The sequence below is a fragment of the Streptomyces sp. NPDC034099 genome (genome assembly GCF_055575415.1).
Genome location: NZ_JBVISR010000006.1, coordinates 196,453 through 222,385, shown reverse-complemented (window position 1 = coordinate 222,385; position 25,933 = coordinate 196,453). Strand labels below are relative to the sequence as shown.

The following is a 25,933-nucleotide window of genomic DNA, read 5'->3' as shown; positions in this document are numbered from 1 at the left end:
GGTGTCCTTGTGAGGGGGGAAGCGGGAGGTTCAGCCCTTGACGGCGCCCTCGCCCACGCCGCGGAAGAAGTACCGCTGGAGGCAGGCGAAGAGGACGATGAGCGGTGCCACGGCGATGATGGTGCCCGCGGCGACCAGGCGTTCGTCGTTGGCGAAGGTGCCGTGCAGATAGTTCAGGCCGATGGTCAGGGTGAACCTGGACGGGTCGCTCAGCACGATCAGGGGCCACAGGAAGTCGTCCCAGGCGCCCATGAAGGCGAAGATCGCGACGACGGCGAGGGTGCCCTTCACCGCGGGCAGCGCGATCCGGGAGAACCGCTGCCAGACGTTGGCACCGTCGACGAAGGCGGCCTCCTCGATCTCGTAGGGGAGGTTGAGGAAGGCGTTGCGCATCAGCAGCACGTTCAGGGCGCTGACGCAGCCCGGCAGCACCACGCCGACCAGGGTGTTGTTGAGGCCCAGCTCCCGCATGGTGGTGAACTGGGCGATGATGATGCCCTCCACCGGCACCAGCATGGCCAGGATGAACACCAGCGTGGCGACGCGCCGGCCCCGGTAGCGCAGCCGGGCCAGGGCGTACCCGGCGAGGGCGGCACCGACGCAGTTGGTGACGACGTTGGCCGCGGCGACCTTCAGCGAGTTCAGGGCGTAGTCCCACACCGGGATGGTGTCGGCGACCCGCTCGTAGTTGTGCAGGGTGGGATCGGAGGGCAGGAACTTGGGCGGGGAGCTGAAGATGTCCTCGGTGGGACCCTTGAGCGAGGTCGACAGCTGCCACAGGAACGGGCCGATGGTCAGGGCCAGGACGCCGAGCAGCAGCAGGTAGCGCAGGGCCAGTTCCCACCCGCGTACCCGGCGGCCGTGCTCGTCGGTGATCCGGGGTTCGCGTTCCCGGGTCCGGGAGGTGGCCCGGGGCTTGTCGGCGGGCCGGGTCTTCTCGGCGACGCTCACGACTCCTCCTTCCGGTCGGCGCGCAGGACGAGCAGCATCAGGACGACGGTGACGACGAAGACGACGACGGAGATGGCGGAGGCGTAGCCGACCCGGCCGGTGAGGCCGGTGCCGGTGCGCTGGACCAGCATCACCAGGGTGGTGTCCTCGCCGGCCGGGCCGCCGCTGGGGCCCGCCATCAGGTACACCTCGGAGAAGACCTTGAAGGCGGCGACCGAGGAGAGCGCCGCGACCAGGACCATGGTGGAGCGGACCGCGGGCACCGTGACGGTGAGGAAGCGGCGGACCGCGCCCGCGCCGTCCACGGCGGCGGCCTCGTGCAGCTCACGGGGCACGTTGGCCAGCGCCGCCAGATAAATGATCATGTAGTAGCCGAGGCCCTTCCAGACCGTGACGCCCATCGCGCTGAGCAGGATCAGCCACTGGTCGCTCAGGAAGCCGACCGGACTGGCGCCGAGCGTCTCCAGCAGGGAGTTGACCAGGCCGCGCTCGTCGAGGAGCCAGACCCAGATCAGTCCGACGACGACGATCGAGGCGACGACCGGGGTGTAGAACGCCGAGCGGAAGAAGGTGATGCCGGGGATGTTCTTCTGCACCAGCAGCGCGAGCAGCAGCGGCAGCAGGACCAGCGCGGGGACGACCCCGAGCACGTACAGGGAGCTGTTGCGCAGGCCGATCCAGAACATGTCGTCGTGGAGCAGCTCGCGGAAGTTGGCGAGGCCGACGAACTCGCCCGGCACCAACGTGCGGCGGTCGGTGAAGGAGTTGACGAGGGTGGAGACGAACGGGTACAGGATGAACGCGCCGGTGACCAGCAGGCCGGGTGCTGCGAACAGCCAGGGGCTTGCGGGAAGTTGGCGCCGCACGCGCCGGACGCCGCCCTTGCGGGCGTCCGGTGTGCCGGTGGTGAGGGTGGGACTCGCCATGACGTATCAGCCCTGCTGCTGAAGGAGCCGGTCGCACGCCTTGACAGCGTTGTCGAGGGCTTCCTTCGGGCTCTGCTTGCCCTGGAGCGCCTTGGCGACCTCGTTGCGCAGCTCGGTCTTCATCTGCTCGCTGAACAGCACGGGCGTGTAGTTGACGGCCGTCTTCAGCGACTTGGCGGCGGCGATCCGCACCCGGGTCTCGTCGGTGCCGTCCTCCTTGGTGAAGTACGGGTCGTCCAGCGAACCGGCGGTGCTCGGGAAGATCGCGACCTGCTTGGCGAAGGACATCTGGTGGGCCGCGTCGGTGACGTAGTGCGCGAAGGCGACCGCGGCGGGCTTGCGCTGGCTCTGCGCGTTGACCATCAGACCCATCACGTACATGTTGACGTGGCCGGTGCTGGTGATCTGGTCGGTGATGCCGATGTTCTTGTACAGGTTCGGCGCCTGCTTCTTGAAGTTGGCGAGGTCGAGCGCGCTGCCCGGGTTCATGGCGACGGCTCCGGTGAGGAACTTCTTCCCGGAGGACTCGGGGGTGGCGGTCAGCGCCTGCGGGTCGAGGGCCTTGGCGTCGTACAGCTCCTTGTAGCGGGTGAGGAGCTGGACGCCCTTGGCGTCGTTGAACGCGAAGGCGGTCCCCTCCTTGTCCATGAGCGGTACGCCGTAGCGGCCGAAGTCCTCGATGGTGGGCACGTTGGCGAGCGTCGCGACCTCGCCGTCGGTCTTGTCGGCGATCTTCAGGGCGGCGTCGAAGACCTCGTCGTACGTCTTCGGCGGCTGCTCGGGGTCGAGTCCGGCCTTCTCGAAGAGGGACTTGTTGTAGAAGAGCGGGCCGGTGTTGAGGTACCAGGGGAAGGCGTACGTGCCGTCCATGCCCGGTATCCGGTGGCTGGCCCAGGCCCCCTCCAGGTACTCCTTCTCGTACTGGCCGGCGGCCTTGTCGAGGTCGAGGGCGAGACCCGCCTTGGCCAGCGGGGCGACGAGGTCCGGGGAGACGTTGACGACGTCGGGCAGGGTGCCGCCGGCGGCGTCGGCGCTGATCTTGTCGGCGTAGCCCTCGCCGGGCTGGTCGACCCACTTGACGTGGGTGTCGGGGTACTTCTTCTCGAAGTCGGCGATCAGACCCTCGAAGTAGTCCTTGAAGTTTGCCCGCAGGTTCCAGGTCTGGAAGGTGATGTCGCCCTCGACCTTGCCCGAGGCGTCGGTCGAGCCACCGCCGTCACCCCCGGAGCCGCAGGCGCTGAGCGGCAGGACGAGGGCGGCGACGGCAACGACGGCGAATGTTCTGCGCGAGGTGGGCACGGTGACACGTCTCCCTGAAGGACGTCGGCGGTGGGATGCCAGCGACCATGCACGGCGAATCCGCGGAAAGTCAATGGATTCACGCCAACTAAAGTCGTCAGCGCGACATTAGTGCAGGTCACACCCCTACGGAAGGGCACTTGCCAGGAATCACTAATGCGCTTTAGAATCTTCGCACTCAAGCGCTTTAGCTCTCACCGCTCGCACTGAGGAAAGGAGCGCGCATGCCGGCCAAGCGGCCCGCCGCGCGCCGGCCGACGATGAAGGACGTCGCACGCCGGGCCGGGGTCTCCGAGAGCGCGGTGTCGTTCGCGCTGAACGACCGGCCGGGGGTCTCCGAGATCACCCGGGACCGGGTGCGCCGGGTGGCCGAGCAGCTCGGCTGGCGGCCCAGTACGGCGGCGCGCGCGCTGTCCGGGGAGGGCGCGGCGACGGTCGGCTTCGTGCTGGCGCGGCCCGCGCACACCCTCGGCGTCGACTCCTTCTTCCTGCAACTGGTCTCGGGCATCCAGGAGGTGCTGGCGGGGCGTCACCTGGGGCTGCTGTTCCAGGTGGCGCGGGACGTCGAGGACGAGTGCGCGGTCTACCGGCGCTGGTGGGCCGAACACCGCGTGGACGGCGTCCTGGTGGTGGACCCGCGCACCGACGATCCGCGCCCGGACCTGCTCGACGAGCTGGGCCTGCCCGGCGTGGTGATCGGCGGGGCGCCGGACGAGCGCCACCCGGGGCTGTCGACGGTGTGGGCGGACGACGCGGGGGCGATGGCCGCGCTGGTGGACGGGCTGCACGCGCTCGGGCACCGGCGGATCGTGCACATCGCCGGGCTGCCCGACCTCGCCCACACCGAGCGCCGTATCCGCGCCCTGCGCGTCGAGGCCGGGCGGCGCGGTCTCGGCGAGGTCGAGTCGGTGACCACCGACTACTCGGACGCCGAGGGCGCGGCCGTCACCCGCCGCGTCCTGGAGGCGCCCGTTCCCCCGACCGCCCTGATCTACGACAACGACGTGATGGCCGTCGCCGGGGTCGCCGCCGCGGCCGAACTCGGCTTCTCGGTACCGGCGGACGTGTCCGTGGTGGCCTGGGAGGACTCGGCGCTGTGCCGCATGGTCAAGCCGTGGCTGTCCGCCCTGTCCCGGGACAGCGTGGAGTTCGGCCGCACGGCGGCGACGGAGCTGACCGCCCTGCTCGACGGCGGCCCGGCCCGGACGGTGCGGGTACCGGTGCCGCGGCTGATCGAGCGGGACAGCACGGGGGTGGTGCGGCCGTCGGCCTGAAGGCCGGGCCGGGCGACCCCGGCTCCGGTCGGCGGGCCCACGCCGTCGCCCGCGGGAACGCACCCGCCCCCAGGGCGCCTGCCGGACCTCCGATCACGAAGGCGTGGACCCGGCCCTCGCGGCGGGGGCCGGAAGCGGCCGCGCGGGCGCCTGGAGCCGTTCTTCACCGAGTACGACGTCCTGCTCACCACGGCGCCGGCCCGCCGCTCCCCCGTGGCGGGGTCCTGGCACGAGCGGGGCCGGCTGCGCAACGTGGTGGCGAACTCCGCCTGCTCGCCGTTCACGCCGCCGTGGAACCTGACCGGCCGGCCCGCGATGTCGGTGCCGTTCGGCACGCTGGACTCGGGTGCGCCCCGCGCCGACCAGCTGGTGGTGCACCCGGGGTCGGAGGCTGCGCTGCTGGAGCCGGCGGGACGGATCGAGGCGCTGCGGCCCTGGCGGCGGTCGGCGCCGCTCGGCTGAGCGGGGGCTACAGGGCGCGGTGCATGATGTGCAGGCCGACCCGCCCGTGCCGCGGGTGGTCGAAGGCGTCCGGCACCGTGCCCAGGATCGTGAAGCCGAGGGAGGTCCACAGCCGCACGGCGGGGTTGGTCTCGACGACGGCGTTGAAGACCATGCCCCGGTATCCGTCGGCCTTGGCCGCGTCCAGGACGTACTCGGCGAGGGCCCGGCCGGTGCCGCGTCCGGCCCGGCCGGGGTCGACCATGAAGCCGGCGTTGGCGATGCGGGCGGCGGGGCCGCCGTAGTTGGGGGTGACGTAGGCCGAGGCGACGAGCGTGCCGGTGTCGTCCTCGGCGACGTAGACGCGTTTGGCGGGGTTCATCCACAGGGCCCGGGCGTCCTCCTCGGAGGTGTCCGGGTCCCAGGCGTAGGTCTCACCGGCGGCGACGATGCGGTGCCAGAAGGGCCAGATGTGCGGCCAGTCGCCGGCCGTGGCTTCCCTGATCAGCATGGGCGTGAGTGTGGCACGCCCATGCGCTCGGCGACCTCGGTGGGCGGCGTGCGGGTCAGTCCACGCTCGGCAGGATGTGCGGCTCGGCGAGGTCCTCCTCGTAGCCCGCGAGGCGGATGGGGGCGGAGCGCGCCCACACGTCGAGGCTGCCGATCTCCCCGGGCCTGCGACCGGCGCGTCCGGTGCGTTCCTCGGTGCGTCGTTCTGGGTTCGTCGTCGTTTCCGGTGTCACCGCGCACTCCTTATGTGTCGGGTCACCCGCGGGGCCTGTTGGCGCCGGTCTCCTGTCCGGCACCCGGCGCCCGCGCGGGTGTGAGTCGCATGCAGTTCGGACGCGGTGGCGCCGGTAACTCGTGCGGAGGCGAACCGTTGTGAACCGGCTCGTCCCATGACGGACCTCGGGTGGGTAGTGCCCTGTGCTGCCGCCCGTCCGGTCCAGGTTAACCAAATGAGCGGGGGTGCGCTCTATGGGGCTCAAAAGATGGGAGAACCATTGCCCTTCACCCCCCGCACAGTTGGCCCAAGTCTGCCCCGGTTCCTCCGCTTCCGCACCGTGCGCGACTCACCCGTTCGGCCTACATGGACGTACGCACCTTCGTATGGCGGCGGTGACGGGACGCGCAGTTAAGTCGCCGTTGGCTGCGCCGCAAGCTCGCCATGGTCTGCTGCTCGTCGGCAACGGCTGTCTCGTGGGAGGACCGAGGCATGGAACTGCGCAGCGTCGAGGAGCTGATGGATCTGCTGTACGCCTGCCGGGGCGAGCGGCCCGCCGCGGGGCCCGGTGGCGGGCCCGGCGAGCCGCACGGGCACGCGCTGCGCACGGCCGCGCTGCTGCGCCGGCGCCACCCCGCCGACAAGGAGCTCCAGGTCGCGGGGCTGGTGTCACCGGTGGGCCGACTGCTGTGGCCCGGCGATCCGGCCGCCGGGACCGCCGACGCGGTACGGCCGCTGCTCGGTGCGCGCGTCGCCCGCCTGGTGCGCCGTCAGGCCCACCCGGAGGCCCGGGACCACGACGACGACCTGGTCAGTCTGCGCCAGGCGGTCGACGAGGCCCGCACCGCCGACTTCGACGCCGGGGTCCTGGAGGACTGGCGCACGGTGCTGGAGCTGACGGCGGCACGGAACGCGCGGCTGGGCCTCGTGGACTGAGGCCCCGTCACCACTTGCCGGGTGCGTAGTCCTTGAGGAAGACGCCGTACAGGTCCTCGCCCGCCTCGCCGCGCACGACGGGGTCGTAGACGCGGGCGGCGCCGTCGATCAGGTCGAGCGGGGCATGGAAGCCCTCCTCCGCGAGGCGCAGCTTGTCGAAGTGGGGACGCTCGTCGGTGATCCAGCCGGTGTCGACGGAGGTCATCAGGATCCGGTCGGTGTCGAACATCTCCTGGGCGCTGGTCCGGGTCACCATGTTCATGGCGGCCTTGGCCGCGTTGGTGTTGGGGTGACCGGCACCCTTGTAACCGCGGGCGAACACGCCCTCCATCGCGGAGACGTTGACGACGTAGGCGCGTCCCGACGGCGCCTTGCGGGCGGCCTCGGCCATCGATGCGCGCAGCGCGCTGATGAGGATGAAGGGCGAGGTGTAGTTGCACAGCTGGGTCTCCAGCAGTTCCACCGGCGAGATCTGCTCGATGGTCTGGACCCAGGTGTTGGAGTCGACGACGTCCGGGACCAGGCCGCCCGCGTCGATGGCGGTGCCCTCGCGGTGCCGGACCACGCTGGCGTTGCCCGCGACCAGGGCCAGGTCGGCCACCTTCTGCGCGTCGAGCCCCGAGACGCCCGGCGGCAGCGCGGTCAGACCGTCCACCGCGCCGGAGTTGAAGGCGCCGATGACGTGGTGGGCGGGCAGCTCCCCGGCGGGCAGCGGGGCGCTCTCGCCCTCGACCAGCGCGGCGTACGCGGAGGGCAGGCGCCGCACCGTCTGGGTGGCGTTGTTGATCAGGATGTCGAGCGGGCCCTGCTCGGTGACCTGCTCGGCGAGGGCCACGGCCTGGGCGGGGTCGCGCAGGTCGATGCCGACGACCTCCAGGCGGTGCAGCCAGTCGGCGGAGTCGTCCATCGCCTTGAAGCGGCGGATGGCGTCCTTGGGGAAGCGGGTGGTGATCGTGGTGTGCGCGCCGTCGCGCAGCAGGCGCAGCGCGATGTACATGCCGATCTTGGCCCGGCCGCCGGTGAGCAGCGCGCGCTTGCCGGTGAGGTCGGCGCGGGCGTCGCGGCGGGTGCGGTTCTCGGCGGCGCAGTCCTGGCAGAGCTGGTGGTAGAAGTAGTCGACCTCGACGTAGCGCTGCTTGCAGATGTAGCAGGAGCGGGGGCGCTGGAGTATCCCCGCGATCGCGCCCTGCTCGGTGCGCGAGGAGGGCAGCAGACCCTCGGTCTCGTCGTCGATGCGCTCGGCGGAGCCGGTGGCGGTGGCCTCGGTGACCGCCCTGTCGTGGGCGGTCTTGGCGGCGCGGCGCTCCTGGCGGCGGCGCTGCTTGACCATGCGGTAGATGTGCGAGGTGGCCCGGCGGACCCGGATCGCGTCCGGATGGTCGACGTCGAGGGTGTCCAGTTCCTCCAGCACGCTCAGGCAGACGGCGAGCCGCTCGGGGTCGATGCCGGGGCCGTACCCGGGGGCGTTCGCCTCTTCGGCGGCCGCCTCCTGTGCGGGCGCCTGGGCCGCGGGCGCCTCGTCCCTGGTCGCCGAGCCGTCCTGTGTCACCGTCATCGCCGCTGCCGTTCCCTGGTCACCGTTGCGGCGCTCCGGGAGGCGACCGCTGTCGAACAGCGGATTTTATTCAGCGCGCGGCCCGGAACCAAACCCGCCGGGGTCAGGGACCGCATGCCGTGAGCAACGTCTCCACCTCCTCGGCCACCGCCCGGGCGAACCGGTCGAGGTCCGGCACCGCCTTCGCGTCGGCGACCAGGCCGTAGTGGACCCGTCCGCGGTACGTCGAGACGGCCACCGCCAGGGAGTGGCCGCGGGCCAGCGGCGCCAGCGGATAGACCTCGGTGAGCGGGTGGCCGCCGAGCCGCAGCCCGAGGCTGGGCAGGGGCACGCTGGTGACCAGGATGTCGAACCAGAGCCGCGCGGCCCCCGAGACCAGCGGCCCGCCGAGCCGGTGGCCGAGCGCCGGCACATGGTCGGCGAGCAGGGCGACGGCTCCGGCGCCGCGGCCGGGACCGGCGTCCTTGTTGCGGTCCATGGCGGCGCGGACCGTGCCCAGGCGGGAGAGCGGGTCGGGGTCGCCCACCGGAAGCCTCATCAGGTATCCGGAGAGCCGGTTGCCCTGGGGGTGGGCGCTGCGCGGGCGGCGCTTGGAGACGGGGATCAGGGCCCGGGGCGCGACGCCCTCGCTGCCGTCGCCGCGCTCGTCCAGCCAGCGGCGCAGGGCGCCCGCGACGACCGCGATCAGTACGTCGTTGACGGTGCCGCCGGTGGTCTTGCGGACGTGGTGCACGTCGTCGAGGTCGACGGCCACGCCCGCGGTCCGACGGGTGCCGGAGGACGCCGCGGCGAGCGCGGGCGAGGAACGCACGTCGAGGGTGGACAGCGCCGCGGCGGCACCGATGTCCAGGGCGCGCCCCGCGTCCGACAGGGCGCCGCGCAGCCGGTCCGGCAGGGCGCGCACGTCCGGCAGGAGTCCGCGCGGCGGCTGCTCGGGGCGGGGACGGGGGGCCGGCAGGTCCATCGGGTCGAGGACGCCCGCGGCGAGGGTCAGGGCGCGCAGACCGTCGGCCAGGGCGTGGTGGAACTTGAACAGCACGGCGAAGGAGCCGCCGTCCGCGCCCGGCAGCACATGCGCCTCCCACGGCGGCCGCCCGCGCTCCAGGGGGCGTTCCATGAGGCGTCCGGCCCGCGCGTGGAAGTCCGTGGTGGGGGCGTGCAGCCGCACGTGGTCGAGCGGGTCGAAGCGGGGGTCGGACTCGCGGGTCGCGCCGCCGAACGCGAACGGACGGCGCAGGGCCAGGGGCGGCTGCCAGGTGTCCCTGATCCTCATCCGCAGTCCGGGCACCGCGGGGGCGCGGGCCGCGAGCAGGTCCGCCGCGTGGGCGCCCGCGGTGGGCGAGTCGGCCTCGAAGACGCCGAGTGCGCCCAGGTGCATGGGGTGCTCGGCGGACTCGATGTTCCAGAACGCCAGGTCGAGGGGAGCGAGCGGATCGGGAGTCAAGGGCTTGCCTCGCAAGGACGACGCAGGGGCGGCGAATGGACAACGGGTGGACAAGCAGTCAATCGCTCTCCGACGATTACGGTCAAGTACGATCACGCTACGCACAGTTAACAGGAGATTAAAGTCCCGCCCCTTTCGGCAGGGGCGGGACTGCTGTGACTCATGGGACGTCTGCGCTGACCTCAGCTCACGTCAGCGGCGGCGGCACCGCCTCCGCCGAGGTTCCCCACCCGGACGGCTGCGGGCCGACCGTGAACGCGAGCGACCGGACGGAGCGCAGGGCGTCGGTCGTCAGCCAGGTGCGGGCGTAGGCCGAGCCGTCGGTGCGGGCCGACTGGACGTACCGGTCGGTGTCCGAGGTGCCGGGCGCGGTGATCGTCAGGGCGCCGCGCGGGTAGTAGCGGCGGTCGAGGGTGAGGTCGACGCGGTCGAAGACCGGGGTGGACAGGCCCCAGGTGTCGTAGCCGGGCTGGATCGGGAAGATCCCGATCGAGGACAGCACGTTCCAGGCGGACATGGTCCCGAGGTCGTCGTTTCCGGTCATGCCGGTCGGCGTGTCCGTGAACAGGGTGAGCGCCGCGTGCACCACGTCCGTCGTCTTCCAGGGCTGCCCGGTCGACAGGTAGGTGTACGGGGCGATGAGGTCGGGCTCGTTCTGCGGGTTGTACTTGTCGGCGTTGTAGTAGTCGTACGGCCCGTTCACCCACACCTCGCGGGCGGTCTTCGCCGGGTCCTTCAGGAGCTGGTCGTAGGCGAAGAAGGAGTCGAGCCGCTGGTTCGCCGCCTCCGTGCCGCCGATGAGGTCGATCATGCCGGGCAGGTCCTGCGGCACCAGCCACTGGTACTGCCAGGACGTGCCCTCGTGGAAGCCCTCGCTCTGCGCCGGGTCGGCCGGGCCGGTGAAGGCACCCTCGGCGTCGCGGGCGCGGAAGAAGCCGGTCGAGGGGTCGAAGACGTTCCGGTAGCTCTGGGCGCGCTCGGCGTACCGCTTCGCGTCGGCGTCGTGGCCGAGGTCGCGGGCCATGCGGGAGAGCATGGCGTCGGACAGGGCGTACTCCAGGGTGGCGGAGGCGCCGTGGTCGTAGTCGGAGTCGCCGGGCTTCGCGTGCGGTCGGCCCTTGACGTAGGGGGCGAAGCCGTCGGCGAGGTACTCGCGGTTGGCCTCCCGGCCGACGGCCGGCGAGTCGGTGGGCGGGACGCCGTCGGCGTTCTTCTTCAGCGCCCGGTAGGCCTTCTCCTCCCAGCCGTGCAGCAGGCCCTGCTGGTAGGCGTTGGTGAGGAAGGGGGTCACCGGGTCGCCCGTCATGATGTTGGTCTCGACGGTGCCGTAGCCCCACTTGGGCAGCCAGCCGCTCTCCTCGTCGATCTTGATGACGGAGATCGCCATGTCGCGGGCCTCGCGGGGCGCGAGCAGGGCGAGGAGCTGGGACTGGGTGCGGTAGGTGTCCCACAGGGACCAGTTCTGGTAGTACGTGAAGCCCTTGGCGCGGTGGATCTCCTGGTCCCAGCCGGTGTAGCGGCCGTCGACGTCGCTGCCGACGTTGGGCGCGAGGAAGGACCGGTACAGGGACGAGTAGAAGGTGCGGCGCAGGGTGTCGTCGCCGCCCCGGACCCTGACGTCGTCCAGTCGCTTCTCCCAGGTGCGCTCGGCACCGCGGCGCACGGAGTCGAAGGAGTGCCCGCCCTCGGCGCGCAGGTTGAGCGCGGCGCCGCGCGCGTCCACGTAGGACAGGGCGGTGGTGGCCTCGACGGTGCGGTCCTTCGTGGCGTCGAAGCGGACGTAGGCACCGTCCCCGCCGCTCTTCGCGCCCGCGGTCACCGTGCCGTCGTCCCAGGTGCCGTAGGCGGCGAAGGGCCGGTCGAAGCGGGTGATCGTGTAGACGGTGTACGGCTTCGTGTCCTGGCAGAAGCCGCTGCCGGTGATCGCGGTGCGGACGGTGCGGCTGTCCAGGACCTCGACCTCGGTGCGGACGTTCTTGTGCAGCGACTGGCCGGCGTTGAGCAGCACGTTGGCCTTGTCGGTGGCCGGGAAGGTGTAGCGCTGCACTCCGGTGTGCTCGGTGGCGGTCAGCTCCGCGTCGACGCCGGAGCCGAGGCCGACCCGGTAGTAGCCGGGGCTCGCCTCCTCGTCGTCGTGGCTGAAGGAGGCGGCGTACTTCGCGTAGTCCGTCTCGGTGACGTCACCGGTGGTCGGCAGCACCGGCAGGTCGCCGCCGAGTCCGCAGCCGACGCCGGAGAGGTGGACCAGGGAGAAGCCGCGGATGTGGGTGTCGGAGTGGTCGTAACCGGTGTTGTGGCCGGTGTCCGGCGAGAACTGCACCATGCCGAAGGGCACGGCGGCGCCGGGATAGGTGTTGCCCTCGTTCTCCGTTCCGATGAACGGGTTCACGAGGTCGGTCAGGTGCGGGGCGGCCGTCGGGGCGGCCTGCGCCGCCGGGGCGGTGAGCAGCGCGGACGCTGCCACCACCCCGGCCACGCACAGCCGCAGACGCCGGGTGCCTCTCATGTGCGGTGACCTCCGGAAGGTCTGCTCTGTCGTGCGGTTCTTGTTCGGGCGAGGGTGATCAGGCGGTGCAGCCCGCCGGGGTGGGCCTGGACGCGTCCTGGATGAGGGCCTCCTGGGCGGCCTTCACCCGCTCGACGTCCGGCTTGAGCACCTTGCGGTCGTAGGTCGTCAGGCCGTTCAGCTCGCCCTCGACGTCCGAGATCTGGGTGTAGACGGCGCCGTTGCTGCCCCGGCAGACCAGGGCGCGCACCTCGTCGAGCTTGGTGAGGTAGTCGTCCGTGTACGTCTGCGGGTCGACATCGACGTACGACTGCTGCACGGACCAGGCGTGACCGGGCACCGCCAGGCCGAGGCCGCCGTACTCTCCGGTGACCAGGGCGCGTCGGCCGTCCGGGGACGGCGGCAGGGCGGGGCTCGGATAGCCGTGCTCATCCATGATGTCGCCGGCGCCGCCGTCGGCCCCGAGGTTCAGGCCGGACTGGTTGTTGACGAGCCGGGTCGGGTCCCAGGACTTGGCCTGCGCGGCGACGCGGCCGATGTCGTACTGGCCCCAGCCCTCGTTGAAGGTGACCCACATGATGATCGACGGGTGGCTGACGTGCTCGTCGATCATCTCCTTCATCTCCCGCTCGTACTCGGCACGGGCGGCGGTGGACGGGTTCTTCCCGGCGGTCATCGCGGGCATGTCCTGCCACACCATCAGGCCCAGCTTGTCGGCCCAGTAGAACCAGCGGTCGGGCTCCACCTTGATGTGCTTGCGCACCGAGTTGAAGCCGAGCTGCTTGTGCAGCTTGAGGTCGTACGCGAGGGCCTCGTCGGTGGGCGCGGTGTGCAGGCCGTCCGGCCAGAAGCCCTGGTCGAGGGTGGCCATCAGGAACGTGGGCTTCCCGTTGAGCAGGGTGCGCGGGACGCCGTCGACCTTCTCGACGGCGATGGAGCGCATCCCGAAGTAGCTCTCGACCCGGTCGTGTCCGACGGTGACCTTGAGGTCGTAGAGGAACGGGTCGTCGGGCGACCACAGGCGCGGGTCGCGGATCTTGAGGGTCAGGGGCTCGCCGGTGCGGCCGCTGGCCGTGGCGACCTTGCGGTGCCCGGCGTACGCCGTGGCGTTGACGCGTACGCCGTCGCGCACGCCCTTGGGCTCGACGGTCAGGGTGCTCGCCGCGCCGTCGACGTGCGGGGTGAGCTTCAGGGAGTCCACGTGGTCCCGGGCGACCGGTTCCATCCAGACGGTCTGCCAGATGCCGGAACTGGGCGTGTACCAGATGCCGCTCGGGTCCAGGCGCTGCTTGCCGAGCGGCGGGTTCTCGCCGTTCGCCGCGTCGGTCGGGTCGTAGACGCCGACGATCAGCTCCTGGGTGCGGCCCGGCTTGAGGGCGTCGGTGACGTCGGCGCTGAACTTGTCGTAACCGCCCTTGTGGTCGGCGACCTTGGTGCCGTTGACGTAGACCTCGGACTGCCAGTCGACGGCACCGAAGTTCAGCTTCAGCCGCTGGGAGGAGCCGATGTGCCAGTCGCGGGGCACGGTGAAGGTGCGGCGGTACCACATGCGGTCCTCGTGCCGCTGGACGCCGGAGAGCTGCGACTCCACCGGGTACGGGACGAGGATGCGCTCCTTCAGGTTCTTGCCGACCGGCGGCTGCTCGCCCGCCTCGGCGGCGGCGAACTGCCAGCGGCCGTTGAGGTTCTGCCAGTCGTCGCGGGTCAGCTGCGGGCGCGGGTACTCGGGGAGGGCGTTGTCCGGCCCGACCTCGTCGGCCCAGTCGGTGCGCAGCTCGTAGGTGGACTCGTTGCCGCCGCTGCTCCAGAAGGCGTTGACAACGTTGCCTTCGGCGTCGGTGAGCCCGCCTTCGCCGTCGTAGCGGACGTCGGCGGTGCCGGGCGCGTCGCCGTTCTTGTTGCCGACGACGGGCTGGTCGAGGGCGACGAGCAGGGCGCTGGGGTCGGCGGGGTCGAGCCTGGTCTCGCCGAGCGGCCACGTGGCGCCGCCGATCACCGCTTCGAGGTGGTCGGTGAGACCGGCCGGGGGCGCGGAGAGCGGGCTCGCGAAGTCGAGCTTGAGGGTGCGGCCCGTGGACTGGACGGTGGTCACCGTCGCACCGTTGTAGTCGAAGCCGTCGGGCAGGCGGAACGCCGACTGCGGGATGGCCTCCTTGCTGCCGCCGGGCTCGGTCCAGCGCAGGTGGAGGTTGGAGCCGCCGTAGTGCTCGAAGTACTCCAGCTTGATGTCGTAGGACTGGCCGGCCGTCAGCTCGATGGGCTGGGCGGTCTGTTCGCGGTCCCAGTCGTCGACCCAGTGGTCAATGGCGAGCTGTCCGCCGACCCAGAGGCGGAAGCCGTTGTCGCCGGTGATCGAGAAGGTGTGGGCGCCGGTCTTCTCCGGGACGAGCTTGCCGGTCCAGCGGACGTTCACGTCGTCCGACTGCCCGGTGGCGAAGGCGAGTCGCGGCTCCAGGGTGTTGAAGTCGACCTGCGGGTCGAAGCCGGTGGCCTTCAGCTCGTGGAAGTCGAAGGCGCCGGGGGCGGACTGGGTGTAGTACTCGCCCTTCAGGCCGTGGACCTCCGCGGCGGAGTCGTCGGCCGCGTTGGCGGCCGGTACGGCGGCGAGACCGGCGACGCCGAGCGCGGCGGCCAGCAACAGGGCGAGTTTGTCTCTGAGTCGTTTGGTGCGCACTGACCCTCTCCTCGAGAACGGGTGGTGGCTGATGGCTCAGGACATCGATGTCATACATCGATGTAACGGCGGCGGTGCAGAGGCATGACAACATGGATTCCGCTTGACGTCCAGGGACATGACAACGGCCCCGGAGTCAACGCGCGTATCGCGCGCCCCCGGAGCCGCCGCCCGTCCGGCCGCCCGTCCCTCACGGCACCCGCTGCCCCTTGCCCAGCGCGATCACGCCGCCCTTGGAGACGGTGTACAACTCGCCGTCCCGCTGCGGGTTGACGCCGATCGTCGCGCCCGGCGGCACCTGAACGTTCTTGTCGAGCACCGCCCCGCGCACCACCGCTCCCCGGCCGATGTGCACGTTGTCGTGCAGCACCGAGCCCTGCACGACCGCCCCCGGGTCGACCACCACGCCCGGGGACAGCACGGACCGGGTGACCTGGCCCCGGATCAGGCATCCCGCGCTGATGATCGACTCGCTGGCGATGCCCCCGGCGTTGAAGCGGGCCGGCGAGAGCTGGGTCGAGTGGGTGTAGATCGGCCAGTCCCGGTTGTAGAGGTTGAACGCGGGACGCTCGGCGATCAGGTCCATGTGGGCGTCGTAGTAGGCGTCCAGCGTGCCCACGTCCCGCCAGTACCCCTGGTCCCGCAAGGTCTCCCCGGGGACGTGGTTGGCGCTGAAGTCGTACAGCACGGCCTCGCCCCGGTCGGTGAGCTGGGGCAGGATCGAACCGCCCATGTCGTGCACGGAGTTCTCGTCCTCGGCGTCCCGCTGGAGGGCCTCGACGAGGGCCTTGGTGGTGAAGACGTAGTTGCCCATCGAGGCGAAGACGCACCCGGGGTCGTCGGCGAGACCGGGCGGGTCGGCCGGCTTCTCCAGGAACCCGGTGACGGTCTGCCCGTCGGAGCCCGGCGTGATCACGCCGAAGGACGGCGACTCGGCGCGCGGGACCCGTATCCCGGCGACGGTGACACCCGCGCCGGACTCGATGTGCTGGGCGAGCATCTGGCGCGGGTCCATCCGGTACACGTGGTCGGCGCCGAACACCGCCACGTACTCGGGCTGTTCGTCGTACACCAGGTTCAGGGACTGCAGGATCGCGTCGGCGCTGCCGAGGAACCAGCGGGGGCCGAGGCGCTGCTGGGCGGGGACCGGGGTGACGTAGTTGCCGAGCAGGCTGGACATCCGCCAGGTGGTGGTGATGTGCCGGTCCAGGGAGTGCGACTTGTACTGGGTGAGGACGCAGATCCGCAGGATGTCGCCGTTGACCAGGTTGGACAGGACGAAGTCGACGAGCCGGTAGGTGCCGCCGAAGGTGACCGCGGGTTTGGCGCGGTCCGCGGTCAGGGGCATCAGGCGTTTGCCCTCTCCGCCCGCCAGCACGATGCCGAGCACCGAAGGACCTCCACGACGCATGGCCGCTCCCCTCACCCTCGTTCCCCCGGCTGCCCCGGGCGGGGCGGCCTAAGCCTGCTTGAGGATCTCCTCGTACAGCCGGACCGTGCGGCGCGCGACCGCGTCCCAGCCGAACTCCTCCACCGCGCGCGCCCGTCCCGCCTCGCCCATCCGGCGGGCGCCCGCCGGATCGCCGAGGACGGAGTCCAGTGCGCGCGCGAGACCCGCCTCGAAGTCGTCGTCCGCCGCCGTGTCCCCGTCACTCTCCTTGGTCACGAGTACCCCCGTTTCGCCGTCGGCCACGACCTCGGGGATCCCGCCCACCCGGGAGGCGACCACGGGGGTGGCGCAGGCCATCGCCTCCAGGTTGACGATGCCGAGGGGCTCGTACACGGAGGGGCAGACGAAGACGGCGGCGTGGGTCAGGAGCTGGATCACCTCGGGGCGCGGCAGCATGCGCGGGATCCAGTGCACACCCTCACGGGCGCGGCTCAGCTCGGCGAAGAGGTCGCGGAACTCCTGGTCGATCTCGGGGGTGTCCGGGGCGCCCGCGCACAGGACGACCTGTGCGGCCGGGTCGATGTCCCGTACCGCGCGCAGCAGGTGGGGCACGCCCTTCTGACGGGTGATGCGGCCGACGAACAGGACGTAGGGGCGGGAGCGGTCCAGACCGATCCGGTCCAGCGCGTCGGTACCGTGGTCGGGCCGGTAGAGCCGGGTGTCGATGCCGTTGTGCACGACGTGGACCGTGGCGGGGTCCAGGGCCGGGTAACAGCCGAGGATGTCCTCGCGCATCGCGCCGGAGACGGCGATCACCGCGTCGGCCGCCTCGATCGCGGTGCGCTCGGCCCAGCCGGACAGGGTGTAACCGCCGCCGAGCTGCTCGGCCTTCCAGGGGCGCAGGGGCTCCAGGGAATGGGCGGTCATCACGTGCGGGACGCCGTGCAGGAGCTTGGCGAGGTGGCCGCCGAGGTTGGCGTACCAGGTGTGGGAGTGCACCAGTTCGCGCCCTTCGAGGGCGGCGGTCATGGCGAGGTCGACCGAGAAGGTGCGCAACGCGTCGTTGGCGCCGTCGAGCGCGGACCAGGGGCGGTGGCGCACTACACCGTCGCTGCGGCCCTCGCCCCAGCTGTGCACGTCCAGGTCGACCAGGCGGGCCAGCTCCCGGGCGAGGAACTCGACGTGGACTCCGGCACCCCCGTACACGTCCGGCGGGAACTCACGGCTCAGCAGTCCCACGCGCACCCGGAACCTCCCGTCTCGGCGACTGGTTCCCTCATGGTCACCCAGAGCGGGCGCCTGGGGAAGAGCGCGGAGGGCGGGCGCTGTCCGGCGGGCGCGGGGAACGGGCCGGACCCGGCGGACTCGGGAAGCAGCAGTCGCCGCAGACGCCCCCGCCCGGCACCCGGTAGTACAGGCAGCAGCTGCGGCGCCGGAAGGAGGTACCGGTGAGCGTCCCGGTGCCGGCGAGCAGGGGGTGGGCCAGCAGGTCGGCGGTGAGCGACCGGGCGCGGGCGGCGGTGTCCGTACGGTGGTGGCGGCGGGCCCAGCGGTGCAGTTCGCGTCCGGCGCCGGCCAGGGCGGAGGCCGCGTTGCCGCGCAGCAGTCCCCTCGCGACGCCGTAGCGGGCGTGCACGGCCTCGGTGAGGGGCGTGAGGTGGGTGGTGAGGACGACGTCCGCGACGGTGGCGGCGTCCCCCGGCAGGGGGTGCACCTCGGTGAGCCACAGGTCGTCGGGGGCGGTGGCCCCGGGGTCCCAGTGGAGCAGGCGCGGATCGAGGTCCGGGACGTGTCCGTACAGCACGGCGCAGGCCAGGGTCACCGACCACAGGCGGGCCGCGAGGCCCTGCTGGGCCACGGAGGCGGCGACCCGCGTCTCGGGGGTGCCGAGCGCGCCGGCGACCTTGCGGACGCGGTGGCCCAGCGGGTCGGTGCTCACATGTCCCGGTGCGTAGGCGTCCGTGAGGGGCGCGACGGTGGCGGCCCGCCGCGACGGCACCGGACGCGAGGCGTGCAGGACGGAGAACCCGCCGAGCGGGCGGAGGGCGGAGAGGGCGGGGTCGAGGTCCACGGAGAGCAGTAGTATCAGGGCCCTCGGGGGGCTGGGCCAGGGGTCGGGGCCGGAGATCGCCCACCCTGGGGAGGACGGCGGCGCCGTCGTACTCCATCGGTAGTAGGACCCAATGAATGCTCAGGGACGACGACGGGAAGACCCTGAGACGGCATCGTGTTGTCCATGGATGACGACCGATCGCCGCGGTGGGCCCAGCGTCCCCGCCTCACGCAGAGGAGCAGCCGATGAGCGCCCTCGCGTTGTCCGTGCTGCTGTCGCTCGTCTCCGCCGTGGCGTACGCGGGCGGAGCGATCGTGCAGGAGCAGGTCGCGGCGTCGTCCCCGGATGCCCAGTACGCCCCCTTGCGCCGGCCCGCCTGGTGGGCGGCGGTGTCGCTCAACGGCCTGGGCGGTCTGCTGCACGTGGTCGCCCTGGCGCTCGGTCCGCTGAGTCTGGTGCAGCCGCTGGGAGCGCTCACCATCGTGTTCGCGCTGCCCATGGCGGCGCTCTTCGTGGGTCGCAGGGCCGGTGCGACGGCCTGGCGGGGCGCGCTGATGGCCACGGTCGGACTCGCCGGTCTGCTGTCCGTGGTCGGCGCCTCCGACGCGCAGTCGCTGGACACGGCGCAGCGGGTCGGGGCGGCCCTGGTCACCGGTGGCGCGGTCGTGGCGCTGATGATCGCGGGCCGGGCCGCGCACCGGCACCCGGCCGTCCGCAGCATCCTGCTGGCGACCGCCTCCGGCATAGCCTTCGGGATGTCCTCGGTCTTCACCAAGACGGTCGCGGTCGACTGGACCGGCGGGGTGACCGCCGGCGACCTGCCGTCCCTGGCCGTGATCGGCGTACTCGCCACGGCCGGCATGGTGCTGTCCCAGGCGTCCTACCGGGGCGCCGGTCTCGCGGCCCCGCTGGCCACGCTGACGGTCGTGAACCCGGTGGTGGCCGCCGTCGTCGGCATCACGATGTTCGGCGAGACGTTCCGGTACGGCACGGCCGGCACCGTGCTGGCCCTGGGCTGCGGTGTGGTGGCGGCCGGCGGGCTGATCATGCTGACGACGGAGCGGATCGCGCGGGAGGGCGCCGAGACGGGTGAGACGGCCTTGGCCCCGGCCGAGGACACCGTGGCACTTCCGGAGACCGCGGCGGCGCCCCGGCCGGTGCCGGTTGCCGTAGCGGTGCCGGTGGCTGTGCCGGTCACGGAGCCCCCGGTCCGTGAGCCGGTGGCCGCGGTGGTTCCCGCGGCTCCGGTGGCTCGGCTCTCCGACAAGGTCGTCGTGCCGTCCCCGCCGGTCCCCGACACCGCCCCCGCCGAGGAGGCGTACGGAACCCGGGCACCGGTGGAGAGCGACGACACGCTCTCCTACGGCCCCTTCTACGGCGGTCCGTTCGTCCCGCCGCCCATGCTCGGCCGCCGACGGGTCCGGATCAGATCCTGACGCCGCCGGCCCGCAGGTACGCCAGCGGGTCGACGTCGGAACCGAAACCGGGCCCGGTCCGCACCTCGAAGTGCAGATGCGGGCCCGTGACGTTGCCCGTGGAGCCGGAACGTCCCAGACGCTGGCCGACGCCCACCGACTGGCCGTTCTTCACGGAGATCGCCGAGAGGTGCGCGTACTGGGAGTAGCGGCCGTCGACGTGCCTGACCACCACCTGGTAGCCGTACGAACCGCCCCACCCCGCGCTGACCACCCGGCCCGCCGCGACCGACTTGACGGAGGTCCCGGTGGGGACGGGGAAGTCGACGCCGGTGTGGTAGCCCTTGGACCAGGAGGAACCCGCCTGGTGGTAGGGCGTGCCGGTGGCGGCGTCGACGGGGGCCACGACGGCGCGGTGGGTGGTGGCCTTGCCGGCCTTGGCCTTGCCGCTGTCGGAGGAGGACTTCTGCGGCGCCTTCCGCGACTCCTGCCGCTCCTGTTCCTTCGGCTCCGACTTCGGCTCCTTCTTCTGCCGCGTCGGCTGCTGCGTCTTCTGCGTCTTCTGCTGTTTCTGCGTCTTCTGCGTCTTCTGCTGCTTGTCTTGTTTCCTGGTCTCGGCGCCGGAGGGCGCCGCGGTGGCCCCCTCGCCGCGCAGGGACAGGCGCTGGCCGGGCAGGATCAGGTCGGGGTCGGAACCGATGGCGCCGCGGTTGGCCTCGTACAGGCGCTGCCAGCCGCCCCGGACCTCGTGGCTGTCGGCGATGCCGGAGAGGGTGTCGCCGGTGACCACCGTGTACATCCGGGCCTTGCCCGCCCGGGACTGCGGGGTGGTCTGCGGCTGGACGTCCTTCACCGAACCCGCCTGCTTCGCGGGCACCGCTCCCCCGGCCGGCCGGATGTCGGGCGTGTCGCCGCCCCGGGTCAGTCCGGCCCGCTCGGAGCACACCGGCCAGGCGCCGGGGCCCTGGGCGTCGAGCACCTTCTCGGCTACGGCGATCTGCTCCGCCTTGGTGGCCAGGTCGGCGCGCGGGGCGTACCGCGTGCCGCCGAAGGCCTCCCAGGTGGACTGGGTGAACTGCAACCCGCCGTAATAGCCGTTGCCGGTGTTGATGTCCCAGTCGTCGGTGGACTCGCAGGCGGCGACCTGGTCCCAGGTCTCCACGTCGGCCGCGTGGGCCGTGCCGGTACCGACGAGGGGGAGGGCCAGCCCCGCACCCCCGGCGGTGACGGTCAGCGAGGCTCGGTTGATCCTGTTCGGCTGATACCGGCGGTGCCGGCCGCGTACGGCCATGGAGGTCCCCCTCGACATTGCGTCAGGAGGGGCAAAAATAAGCGCCACGAACAGGCCATGACAAGACGGCAACCGGCCGGTTGGTCAGCCCGAGTGGCCGGGACCGGGCGGCCGTTGGCCGGTTGAGACGTCCGCCCGCTGAGGCACTGGGCCCCTCCCCGCCGTACTGGAGCCCTGGAAGCACGAAGTGCGGCCGGCGTACCGGCACGTCAGCATGGCCGAGCGGCCGAATTCGCGATACTGGCGGACACGGGCACCACAGACACCAAGGTCACTAGGAGCCAACGCAATGAGCAGTACAGCGCAGATCGGCGTCACGGGTCTCGCGGTCATGGGCCGTAACCTCGCCCGCAACTTCGCGCGCAACGGCTACACGGTCGCGGTGCACAACCGGACCGCGTCGCGCACGCACGCGCTGGTCGAGGAGTTCGGCGGTGAGGGCGACTTCGTCGCGACCGAGACCGCCAAGGAGTTCGTGGCAGCCCTCGAGCGGCCGCGGCGCCTGGTGATCATGGTGAAGGCCGGTGACCCGACCGACGCGGTGATCCGGGAGTTCGCCCCGCTCCTCGAACCCGGCGACATGATCATCGACGGCGGCAACGCGCACTTCGCCGACACCCGTCGCCGGGAGCGCGAACTGCGCGAGCAGGGCATCCACTTCGTGGGCACCGGCATCTCCGGCGGTGAGGAGGGCGCGCTGCACGGGCCGAGCATCATGCCGGGCGGCTCGAAGGAGTCGTACGCGTCACTGGGCCCGATGCTGGAGAAGATCTCGGCGAAGGCCGCGGACGGGGCGCCCTGTGTGACGCACGTCGGTCCCGACGGCGCCGGGCACTTCGTGAAGATGGTGCACAACGGCATCGAGTACGCCGACATGCAGCTGATCGGCGAGGCGTACCAGCTGCTGCGGGACGTCGCCGGGTACTCCCCCGCGCAGATCGCGGAGATCTTCCGCACCTGGAACACCGGCCGCCTGGACTCGTACCTGATCGAGATCACGGCGGAGGTGCTGTCGCACGTGGACGCGGCGACGGGCAAGCCGTTCGTGGACGTCGTGGTCGACCAGGCGGAACAGAAGGGGACGGGCCGCTGGACCGTGCAGATCGCCCTGGACCTGGGGGTGCCGGTGTCCGGCATCGCGGAGGCGGTCTTCGCCCGCTCCCTGTCCGGGCACGCGGCGCTGCGCGAGGCCTCGCGCGGCCTGGCGGGCCCGAAGGCGGCGCCGCTCGGGGAGTCGGAGGCGGCCGCCTTCGCCGACCGTGTCGAGCAGGCGCTGTACGCGTCGAAGATCGTGTCGTACACGCAGGGCTTCCACGAGATCGCGGCGGGCAGCGAGGAGTACGGCTGGGACATCGACCTCGGCGCGGTCTCCGCGATCTGGCGCGGCGGCTGCATCATCCGGGCGGCCTTCCTGGACCGGATCCGGGCGGCGTACGACGCCCGGCCCGACCTGCCGAGTCTCCTGTCGGACGAGACCTTCGCGCGGGAGATCGCCGCCGCCCAGGACGACTGGCGCGAGGTGCTGGTGGCGGCGACCCGGCAGGGCGTGCCGACGCCGGGGTTCGCCGCCGCCCTCGCCTACTACGACGCCCTGCGCGCCGAGCGGCTGCCCGCCGCGTTGACCCAGGGGCAGCGGGACTTCTTCGGGGCGCACACGTACCGCAGGACGGACCGGGACGGCGCGTTCCACACGGTGTGGGGCGGGGACCGGTCGGAGGTCACCGCGTAGCGCGTGTCCCGGGGCCGCCCGCGGGCGGGCCGTGTCGTCCGTTCGCTCAGGTGAGCGGTGGCCCCGGCTCGGGGCTGGGCACGGGCTCGGGTCCCGGCGGGATCGGCGACGGCGAGGGCCCGGGGGGAGCCGGCGGCTCCGGAGGCTGGGGCGTCGGCTGCGGGCCGGGGCCCGGAGGCTGAGGTGTGGGTTCCGGACCGGGGCCCGGGGGCGGAGGCGGAGGGGTCGGCTCCGGGCCCGGGCCCGGGGTCGGTGGTGAGGCCGGGTCCGGGTGCGGATGTGGAGGCTCCGGGTCCGGGCCGGGAGTGGGGCCCGGGGTGGGCCCGGGCGGGACGGGATCCGGAAACGGGTTCGTCATGGCGCTGTCCTCCGGCCAATCGGTCGACGTCGGCTCTGGACTTGTCCCCCGCCTACCCGACCGCCGCCTCCCCACTCACCCGGCCGTATGAACCGCCGACCCCGAGTGGCCCAGCCGTGCGGCCGCCGCCCCGGCCGCAAGTCCCGGTGCCGGGCTGGCCAGCACGGGGACACGGACGTTGGTCGACTCCCTGGCCGGCGCCATGGACGCCTGGGCCAGGACGATCACGTCGGCGCCGGTCACGGAGTCGGCCGCCTCGGCGATCCGGCGCAGGTAGCCCTCGCCGTCACCGGCCTCGAACCGCGACCAGGCGCCCTCCACCAGCCGGGTCCGCACCTCCACGGCACGGTCCGCGCGCCGCGCCTCCTCCTCGATCAGGGACGCCGTCGGAGCGAGCGTGCTCTCCAGGGCGGCGAGGACGAGGACACGCGGACCGACGGCCACCGCGGCGGCGGCCATGGGCCGGTCTACGCGCAGCACCGGCACGCCGACCCCGGCGGCCGCCGCCTCGGCGACACCTCCGATGGTCGAGCAGGTGCACAGCACGGCGCGCGCCCCTTCCGCCACGGCCCGCGTCAGCGCGGCCGCGACGGACGCGCTCACCGCCTCGGGCCCGTCCCGCCGCGCCCGCTCCAGCAGTCCGGCGTCGACGTGGTGCCGCAGTTCCAGCCCGGGGTGCGCCGCGTCACGCAGTGCGTCGAAGACCGGCACGTGCACGGGCGAGGTGTGCAGGAGCGCCAGCACGCGTGTCCCCGTCCCTCTCTCTTGCTTGCCTGTTCTCTTGTCTCTTGGTCCCGCTCAGAACAGCTCGGGATGCGCCACGAGCCACTCCTTCGCGGCGCGCAGCAGCTCCGGATCGGCGGCGGGTGCCTCGTCCGGGTGACGCTCCGCCCACTTCACGACGTACGGGCACAGCGGGGCGACCGTGAGGCCTTCCCGGCGCGCGAGCCCGTACAGCTCACGGGCCAGGGAACCGGCGATGCCCTGGCCCTCGTGGGCCGGTTCGACGATCGTGTGGACGGGGACGACGGCCGGCTCGGGAGCGTCGAGGACGAAGTACTCGATACGCCCGACGACCTCTCCGGCCGCGACCGCCTCCAGCCGTCCGGCGTCCCGGTCGTCACGGATCTCGATGTCACTCACGGCCACGCTCCTCGTCCCCGCGGAATCGGTACGTCAGGCCGACACGGCCTGAGGGCTGCGTTCCTGGTCCGAGCCCGGTACCGGCTCGGACGCGTCGGCGCCCAGGGCGACGATACGGTTGTCGCCGTCCACGTGCACGACCCGGGGCCGCAACGACCGCGCCTCGGCGTCGGTGACCTGGGCGTAGCTGATGAGGATCACCAGGTCACCGGGGTGCACGAGGTGCGCCGCGGCCCCGTTGATCCCGATCACCCCGGACCCCCGCTCACCCTCGATGACGTACGTCTCGAGCCGGGCCCCGTTGGTGATGTCCACGATGTGCACGAGCTCACCGGGCAGCAGATCGGCGGCGTCCAGCAGATCGGCGTCGATGGTCACCGAACCGACGTAGTGCAGGTCGGCCTGGGTGACGGTGGCGCGGTGGATCTTGGACTTGATCAAAGTTCGCAGCACTTTGGACTCCTAGAAGACGGCTCCCCGCCAGCTTTCTGCAGGTCAGGGGCGCCCCCACTGTACATCGGCATGCCTTCGGCTCGAAGACCTTCAGGAAAATCGTGCGCTGCTGTGACCAGGCTTCCCGCCTGCGCATTTTTGCGCCAGCCAGGCTGCCGCGAAGCCACCGACCAGGCACACACGCGAGAAACCGCAGGGGCCGATGCTGAGTGGATGCTGACTTACCTGACGTCTCATCAGGCATGAGGGTCGGCGACGTTGGGCCTGCTCAGGAGTAGCAGACGGTCAACGTCTTCCTCACTGCTATGGGGGAGCAAGTTCCGAACCGCTCGCGGACCAGCGCGGCAATTCCCTCGCGGTACCCCATAGAGCTCATAACACGATCTTGCGGTGCACTTCAGCGCCCAGCAACGCAGCGGCTGTCCACCAAGGGGGAACCAGACGGTCTACGCTCACGCCATGCCAGGAGGACGACCCGCCATACCGGCCGAGCTACGGCGAGCAGTGCTCATCGAATCCGGCCACCGCTGCGCCATACCCACCTGCCGAGCGCACCCTGTCGACATCGAGCACATCGACGACTGGGCCAAAGTGCAGGAGCACAAGTTTGAGAACTTGATCGCGCTCTGCCCGAACTGCCACCGCCGCAAGGGTAACGGTCCCGACCAGATCGACCGCAAGTCACTCCGCCAGTACAAGGCCAACCTGGCCGTACTGAACAGCCGCTACGGCGAACTCGAGCGACGCCTGATCGAGGCTTTCGCGGTACCCCTCCGAGCCAGCGGTATCCGCCAAGGGCAAGTCAAGTTCCCCAATATTATGCTGGCCCACGGGTCCGGGCTGTCCATCTGGTACCTGATCCGGGACGGCTACTTGGTAAAGGTCCCCTGGGACGGCACGGGCACGCCTCCCATGGTGGAGGTCTACCAGTTCACTCAAGCCGGCGCGGAGTTCGTGATGCGCTGGGCCGACGCGCAGCCGCTCGACCCGCCGACGAGCGACGAATGATCCCCGCCTTGAACGTTCCCGACCCCGCCGACGAAGACTACTTCGACGTCATGGCCGTAGCGGACCTCCCTGAGAAGCTGACCTTGCTCCAGCTCACGCCAGGGTGGATGGCTACTGCTAGGAGATCGTAACGCGTTCATGTAGTTGCCTTCCTGAGGCACCGCCAGCAGATGAGTGCAGCCCAGCGAGATGAAGGCGTCGTGGAGGTCGAGGCGTCATTCCCAGCGGACGGCGAGTCGTTTGACCAAGACGGGCGTTTTCATGGACCGAGGCGCTCTACCAGGACGGTCTGACAATCGAGGGGCGACCGAGATCAGTTTTCGCCGCGTTCCCGATGCTGTCGGAGCCGCTTGTCATCCGCCC

21 protein-coding genes and 1 pseudogene are annotated in these 25,933 nt (G+C 71.6%); 6 read left to right on the top strand and 16 right to left on the bottom strand.

Going from position 1 to position 25,933, the window contains the following annotated elements; translation table 11 throughout:
• Window positions 1-30: 30 nt before the first annotated feature.
• From ACZ56V_RS19515 to ACZ56V_RS19505, 3 genes are read right to left on the bottom strand one after another with little or no spacing between them, the layout of a single operon-like run.
• Entirely contained in the window at window positions 31-951 is a 921-nt protein-coding gene (locus tag ACZ56V_RS19515; RefSeq protein WP_467382110.1) for a carbohydrate ABC transporter permease, read from the bottom strand.
• The gene (locus tag ACZ56V_RS19510; protein WP_398916829.1) at window positions 948-1,877 is read right to left on the bottom strand and encodes a carbohydrate ABC transporter permease; all 930 of its coding nucleotides are present in this window, start codon (window positions 1,875-1,877) and stop codon (window positions 948-950) included. Before ACZ56V_RS19510 ends, ACZ56V_RS19515 begins: the two co-directional genes overlap by 4 nt.
• Before the next feature lie 6 nt (window positions 1,878-1,883).
• On the bottom strand, window positions 1,884-3,176 hold the full coding sequence (locus tag ACZ56V_RS19505) for an ABC transporter substrate-binding protein (RefSeq protein ID WP_398916831.1): 1,293 nt from the start codon (window positions 3,174-3,176) through the stop codon (window positions 1,884-1,886).
• Window positions 3,177-3,400: 224 nt separating this feature from the next.
• Here ACZ56V_RS19505 and ACZ56V_RS19500 point away from each other — a divergent pair, with 224 nt between their 5' ends.
• Together ACZ56V_RS19500 and ACZ56V_RS19495 are read left to right on the top strand one after the other, a co-directional pair.
• Window positions 3,401-4,450, top strand: a complete 1,050-nt coding sequence (locus ACZ56V_RS19500) for a LacI family DNA-binding transcriptional regulator (protein ID WP_467382105.1) — start codon at window positions 3,401-3,403, stop codon at window positions 4,448-4,450.
• 120 nt (window positions 4,451-4,570) lie between these two features.
• Window positions 4,571-4,912 (top strand): annotated as a pseudogene (locus ACZ56V_RS19495) (amidase family protein); the annotation flags it as partial.
• Window positions 4,913-4,919: 7 nt separating this feature from the next.
• On the opposite strand, the gene ACZ56V_RS19490 reads toward ACZ56V_RS19495, so the two are convergent.
• Both ACZ56V_RS19490 and ACZ56V_RS19485 read right to left on the bottom strand, forming a co-directional pair.
• Window positions 4,920-5,402, bottom strand: coding sequence for a GNAT family N-acetyltransferase (locus tag ACZ56V_RS19490; RefSeq protein WP_398916833.1), 483 nt, complete (start codon window positions 5,400-5,402; stop codon window positions 4,920-4,922).
• A gap of 55 nt (window positions 5,403-5,457) precedes the next feature.
• Window positions 5,458-5,634: a hypothetical protein gene (locus tag ACZ56V_RS19485; RefSeq protein ID WP_398916835.1), complete on the bottom strand. Its 177-nt coding sequence runs from the start codon at window positions 5,632-5,634 to the stop codon at window positions 5,458-5,460.
• Window positions 5,635-6,107: 473 nt separating this feature from the next.
• On the opposite strand from ACZ56V_RS19485, the gene ACZ56V_RS19480 reads away from it, so the two are divergent.
• Entirely contained in the window at window positions 6,108-6,551 is a 444-nt protein-coding gene (locus tag ACZ56V_RS19480) for a hypothetical protein (protein WP_467382102.1), read from the top strand.
• 7 nt (window positions 6,552-6,558) lie between these two features.
• Here the strand turns inward: ACZ56V_RS19480 and ACZ56V_RS19475 are convergent, their stop codons facing one another.
• The 7 genes from ACZ56V_RS19475 to ACZ56V_RS19445 form a co-directional block, all read right to left on the bottom strand.
• Window positions 6,559-8,106 carry an SDR family NAD(P)-dependent oxidoreductase gene (locus tag ACZ56V_RS19475; protein ID WP_398916839.1) on the bottom strand — a complete coding sequence of 516 codons (1,548 nt, stop codon included), beginning with the start codon at window positions 8,104-8,106 and terminating at the stop codon, window positions 6,559-6,561.
• A gap of 103 nt (window positions 8,107-8,209) precedes the next feature.
• The gene (locus tag ACZ56V_RS19470; RefSeq protein WP_398916841.1) at window positions 8,210-9,550 is read right to left on the bottom strand and encodes a wax ester/triacylglycerol synthase family O-acyltransferase; all 1,341 of its coding nucleotides are present in this window, start codon (window positions 9,548-9,550) and stop codon (window positions 8,210-8,212) included.
• A gap of 187 nt (window positions 9,551-9,737) precedes the next feature.
• The gene (locus ACZ56V_RS19465) at window positions 9,738-12,056 is read right to left on the bottom strand and encodes a GH92 family glycosyl hydrolase (protein ID WP_468943753.1); all 2,319 of its coding nucleotides are present in this window, start codon (window positions 12,054-12,056) and stop codon (window positions 9,738-9,740) included.
• 58 nt (window positions 12,057-12,114) lie between these two features.
• Complete coding sequence (locus tag ACZ56V_RS19460) at window positions 12,115-14,730, bottom strand: PA14 domain-containing protein (protein ID WP_468943751.1); 2,616 nt, start codon at window positions 14,728-14,730, stop codon at window positions 12,115-12,117.
• Between the two features lie 190 nt (window positions 14,731-14,920).
• Entirely contained in the window at window positions 14,921-16,141 is a 1,221-nt protein-coding gene (glgC, locus tag ACZ56V_RS19455) for a glucose-1-phosphate adenylyltransferase (RefSeq protein WP_468943748.1), read from the bottom strand.
• A gap of 48 nt (window positions 16,142-16,189) precedes the next feature.
• A complete protein-coding gene (gene glgA, locus ACZ56V_RS19450) occupies window positions 16,190-17,365 on the bottom strand; it encodes a glycogen synthase (protein ID WP_398916849.1) in 1,176 nt (391 codons plus the stop codon).
• A gap of 37 nt (window positions 17,366-17,402) precedes the next feature.
• On the bottom strand, window positions 17,403-18,191 hold the full coding sequence (locus tag ACZ56V_RS19445; RefSeq protein ID WP_468943745.1) for a (2Fe-2S)-binding protein: 789 nt from the start codon (window positions 18,189-18,191) through the stop codon (window positions 17,403-17,405).
• A 227-nt stretch (window positions 18,192-18,418) separates the two neighbouring features.
• Between ACZ56V_RS19445 and ACZ56V_RS19440 the strand changes: the two genes are divergently transcribed.
• Window positions 18,419-19,609, top strand: a complete 1,191-nt coding sequence (locus ACZ56V_RS19440) for a DMT family transporter (RefSeq protein WP_398916853.1) — start codon at window positions 18,419-18,421, stop codon at window positions 19,607-19,609.
• Here ACZ56V_RS19440 and ACZ56V_RS19435 read toward each other — a convergent pair.
• Entirely contained in the window at window positions 19,599-20,879 is a 1,281-nt protein-coding gene (locus ACZ56V_RS19435; RefSeq protein WP_468943742.1) for a transglycosylase family protein, read from the bottom strand. The genes ACZ56V_RS19440 and ACZ56V_RS19435 overlap by 11 nt on opposite strands.
• A gap of 289 nt (window positions 20,880-21,168) precedes the next feature.
• Between ACZ56V_RS19435 and gndA the strand changes: the two genes are divergently transcribed.
• Window positions 21,169-22,608, top strand: coding sequence for an NADP-dependent phosphogluconate dehydrogenase (gndA, locus tag ACZ56V_RS19430; RefSeq protein WP_468943740.1), 1,440 nt, complete (start codon window positions 21,169-21,171; stop codon window positions 22,606-22,608).
• 433 nt (window positions 22,609-23,041) lie between these two features.
• Here the strand turns inward: gndA and ACZ56V_RS19425 are convergent, their stop codons facing one another.
• Genes ACZ56V_RS19425 through panD form a run of 3 tightly spaced genes read right to left on the bottom strand, consistent with a single transcriptional unit; the run spans window position 23,042 to window position 24,562 of the window.
• Entirely contained in the window at window positions 23,042-23,710 is a 669-nt protein-coding gene (locus ACZ56V_RS19425) for an aspartate/glutamate racemase family protein (protein WP_468943737.1), read from the bottom strand.
• A 54-nt stretch (window positions 23,711-23,764) separates the two neighbouring features.
• Window positions 23,765-24,109: a GNAT family N-acetyltransferase gene (locus tag ACZ56V_RS19420; protein WP_467382091.1), complete on the bottom strand. Its 345-nt coding sequence runs from the start codon at window positions 24,107-24,109 to the stop codon at window positions 23,765-23,767.
• A gap of 33 nt (window positions 24,110-24,142) precedes the next feature.
• Window positions 24,143-24,562, bottom strand: a complete 420-nt coding sequence (gene panD, locus ACZ56V_RS19415) for an aspartate 1-decarboxylase (protein WP_356369499.1) — start codon at window positions 24,560-24,562, stop codon at window positions 24,143-24,145.
• A 504-nt stretch (window positions 24,563-25,066) separates the two neighbouring features.
• On the opposite strand from panD, the gene ACZ56V_RS19410 reads away from it, so the two are divergent.
• A complete protein-coding gene (locus ACZ56V_RS19410; protein WP_468943732.1) occupies window positions 25,067-25,570 on the top strand; it encodes an HNH endonuclease signature motif containing protein in 504 nt (167 codons plus the stop codon).
• Window positions 25,571-25,933: the final 363 nt, after the last annotated feature.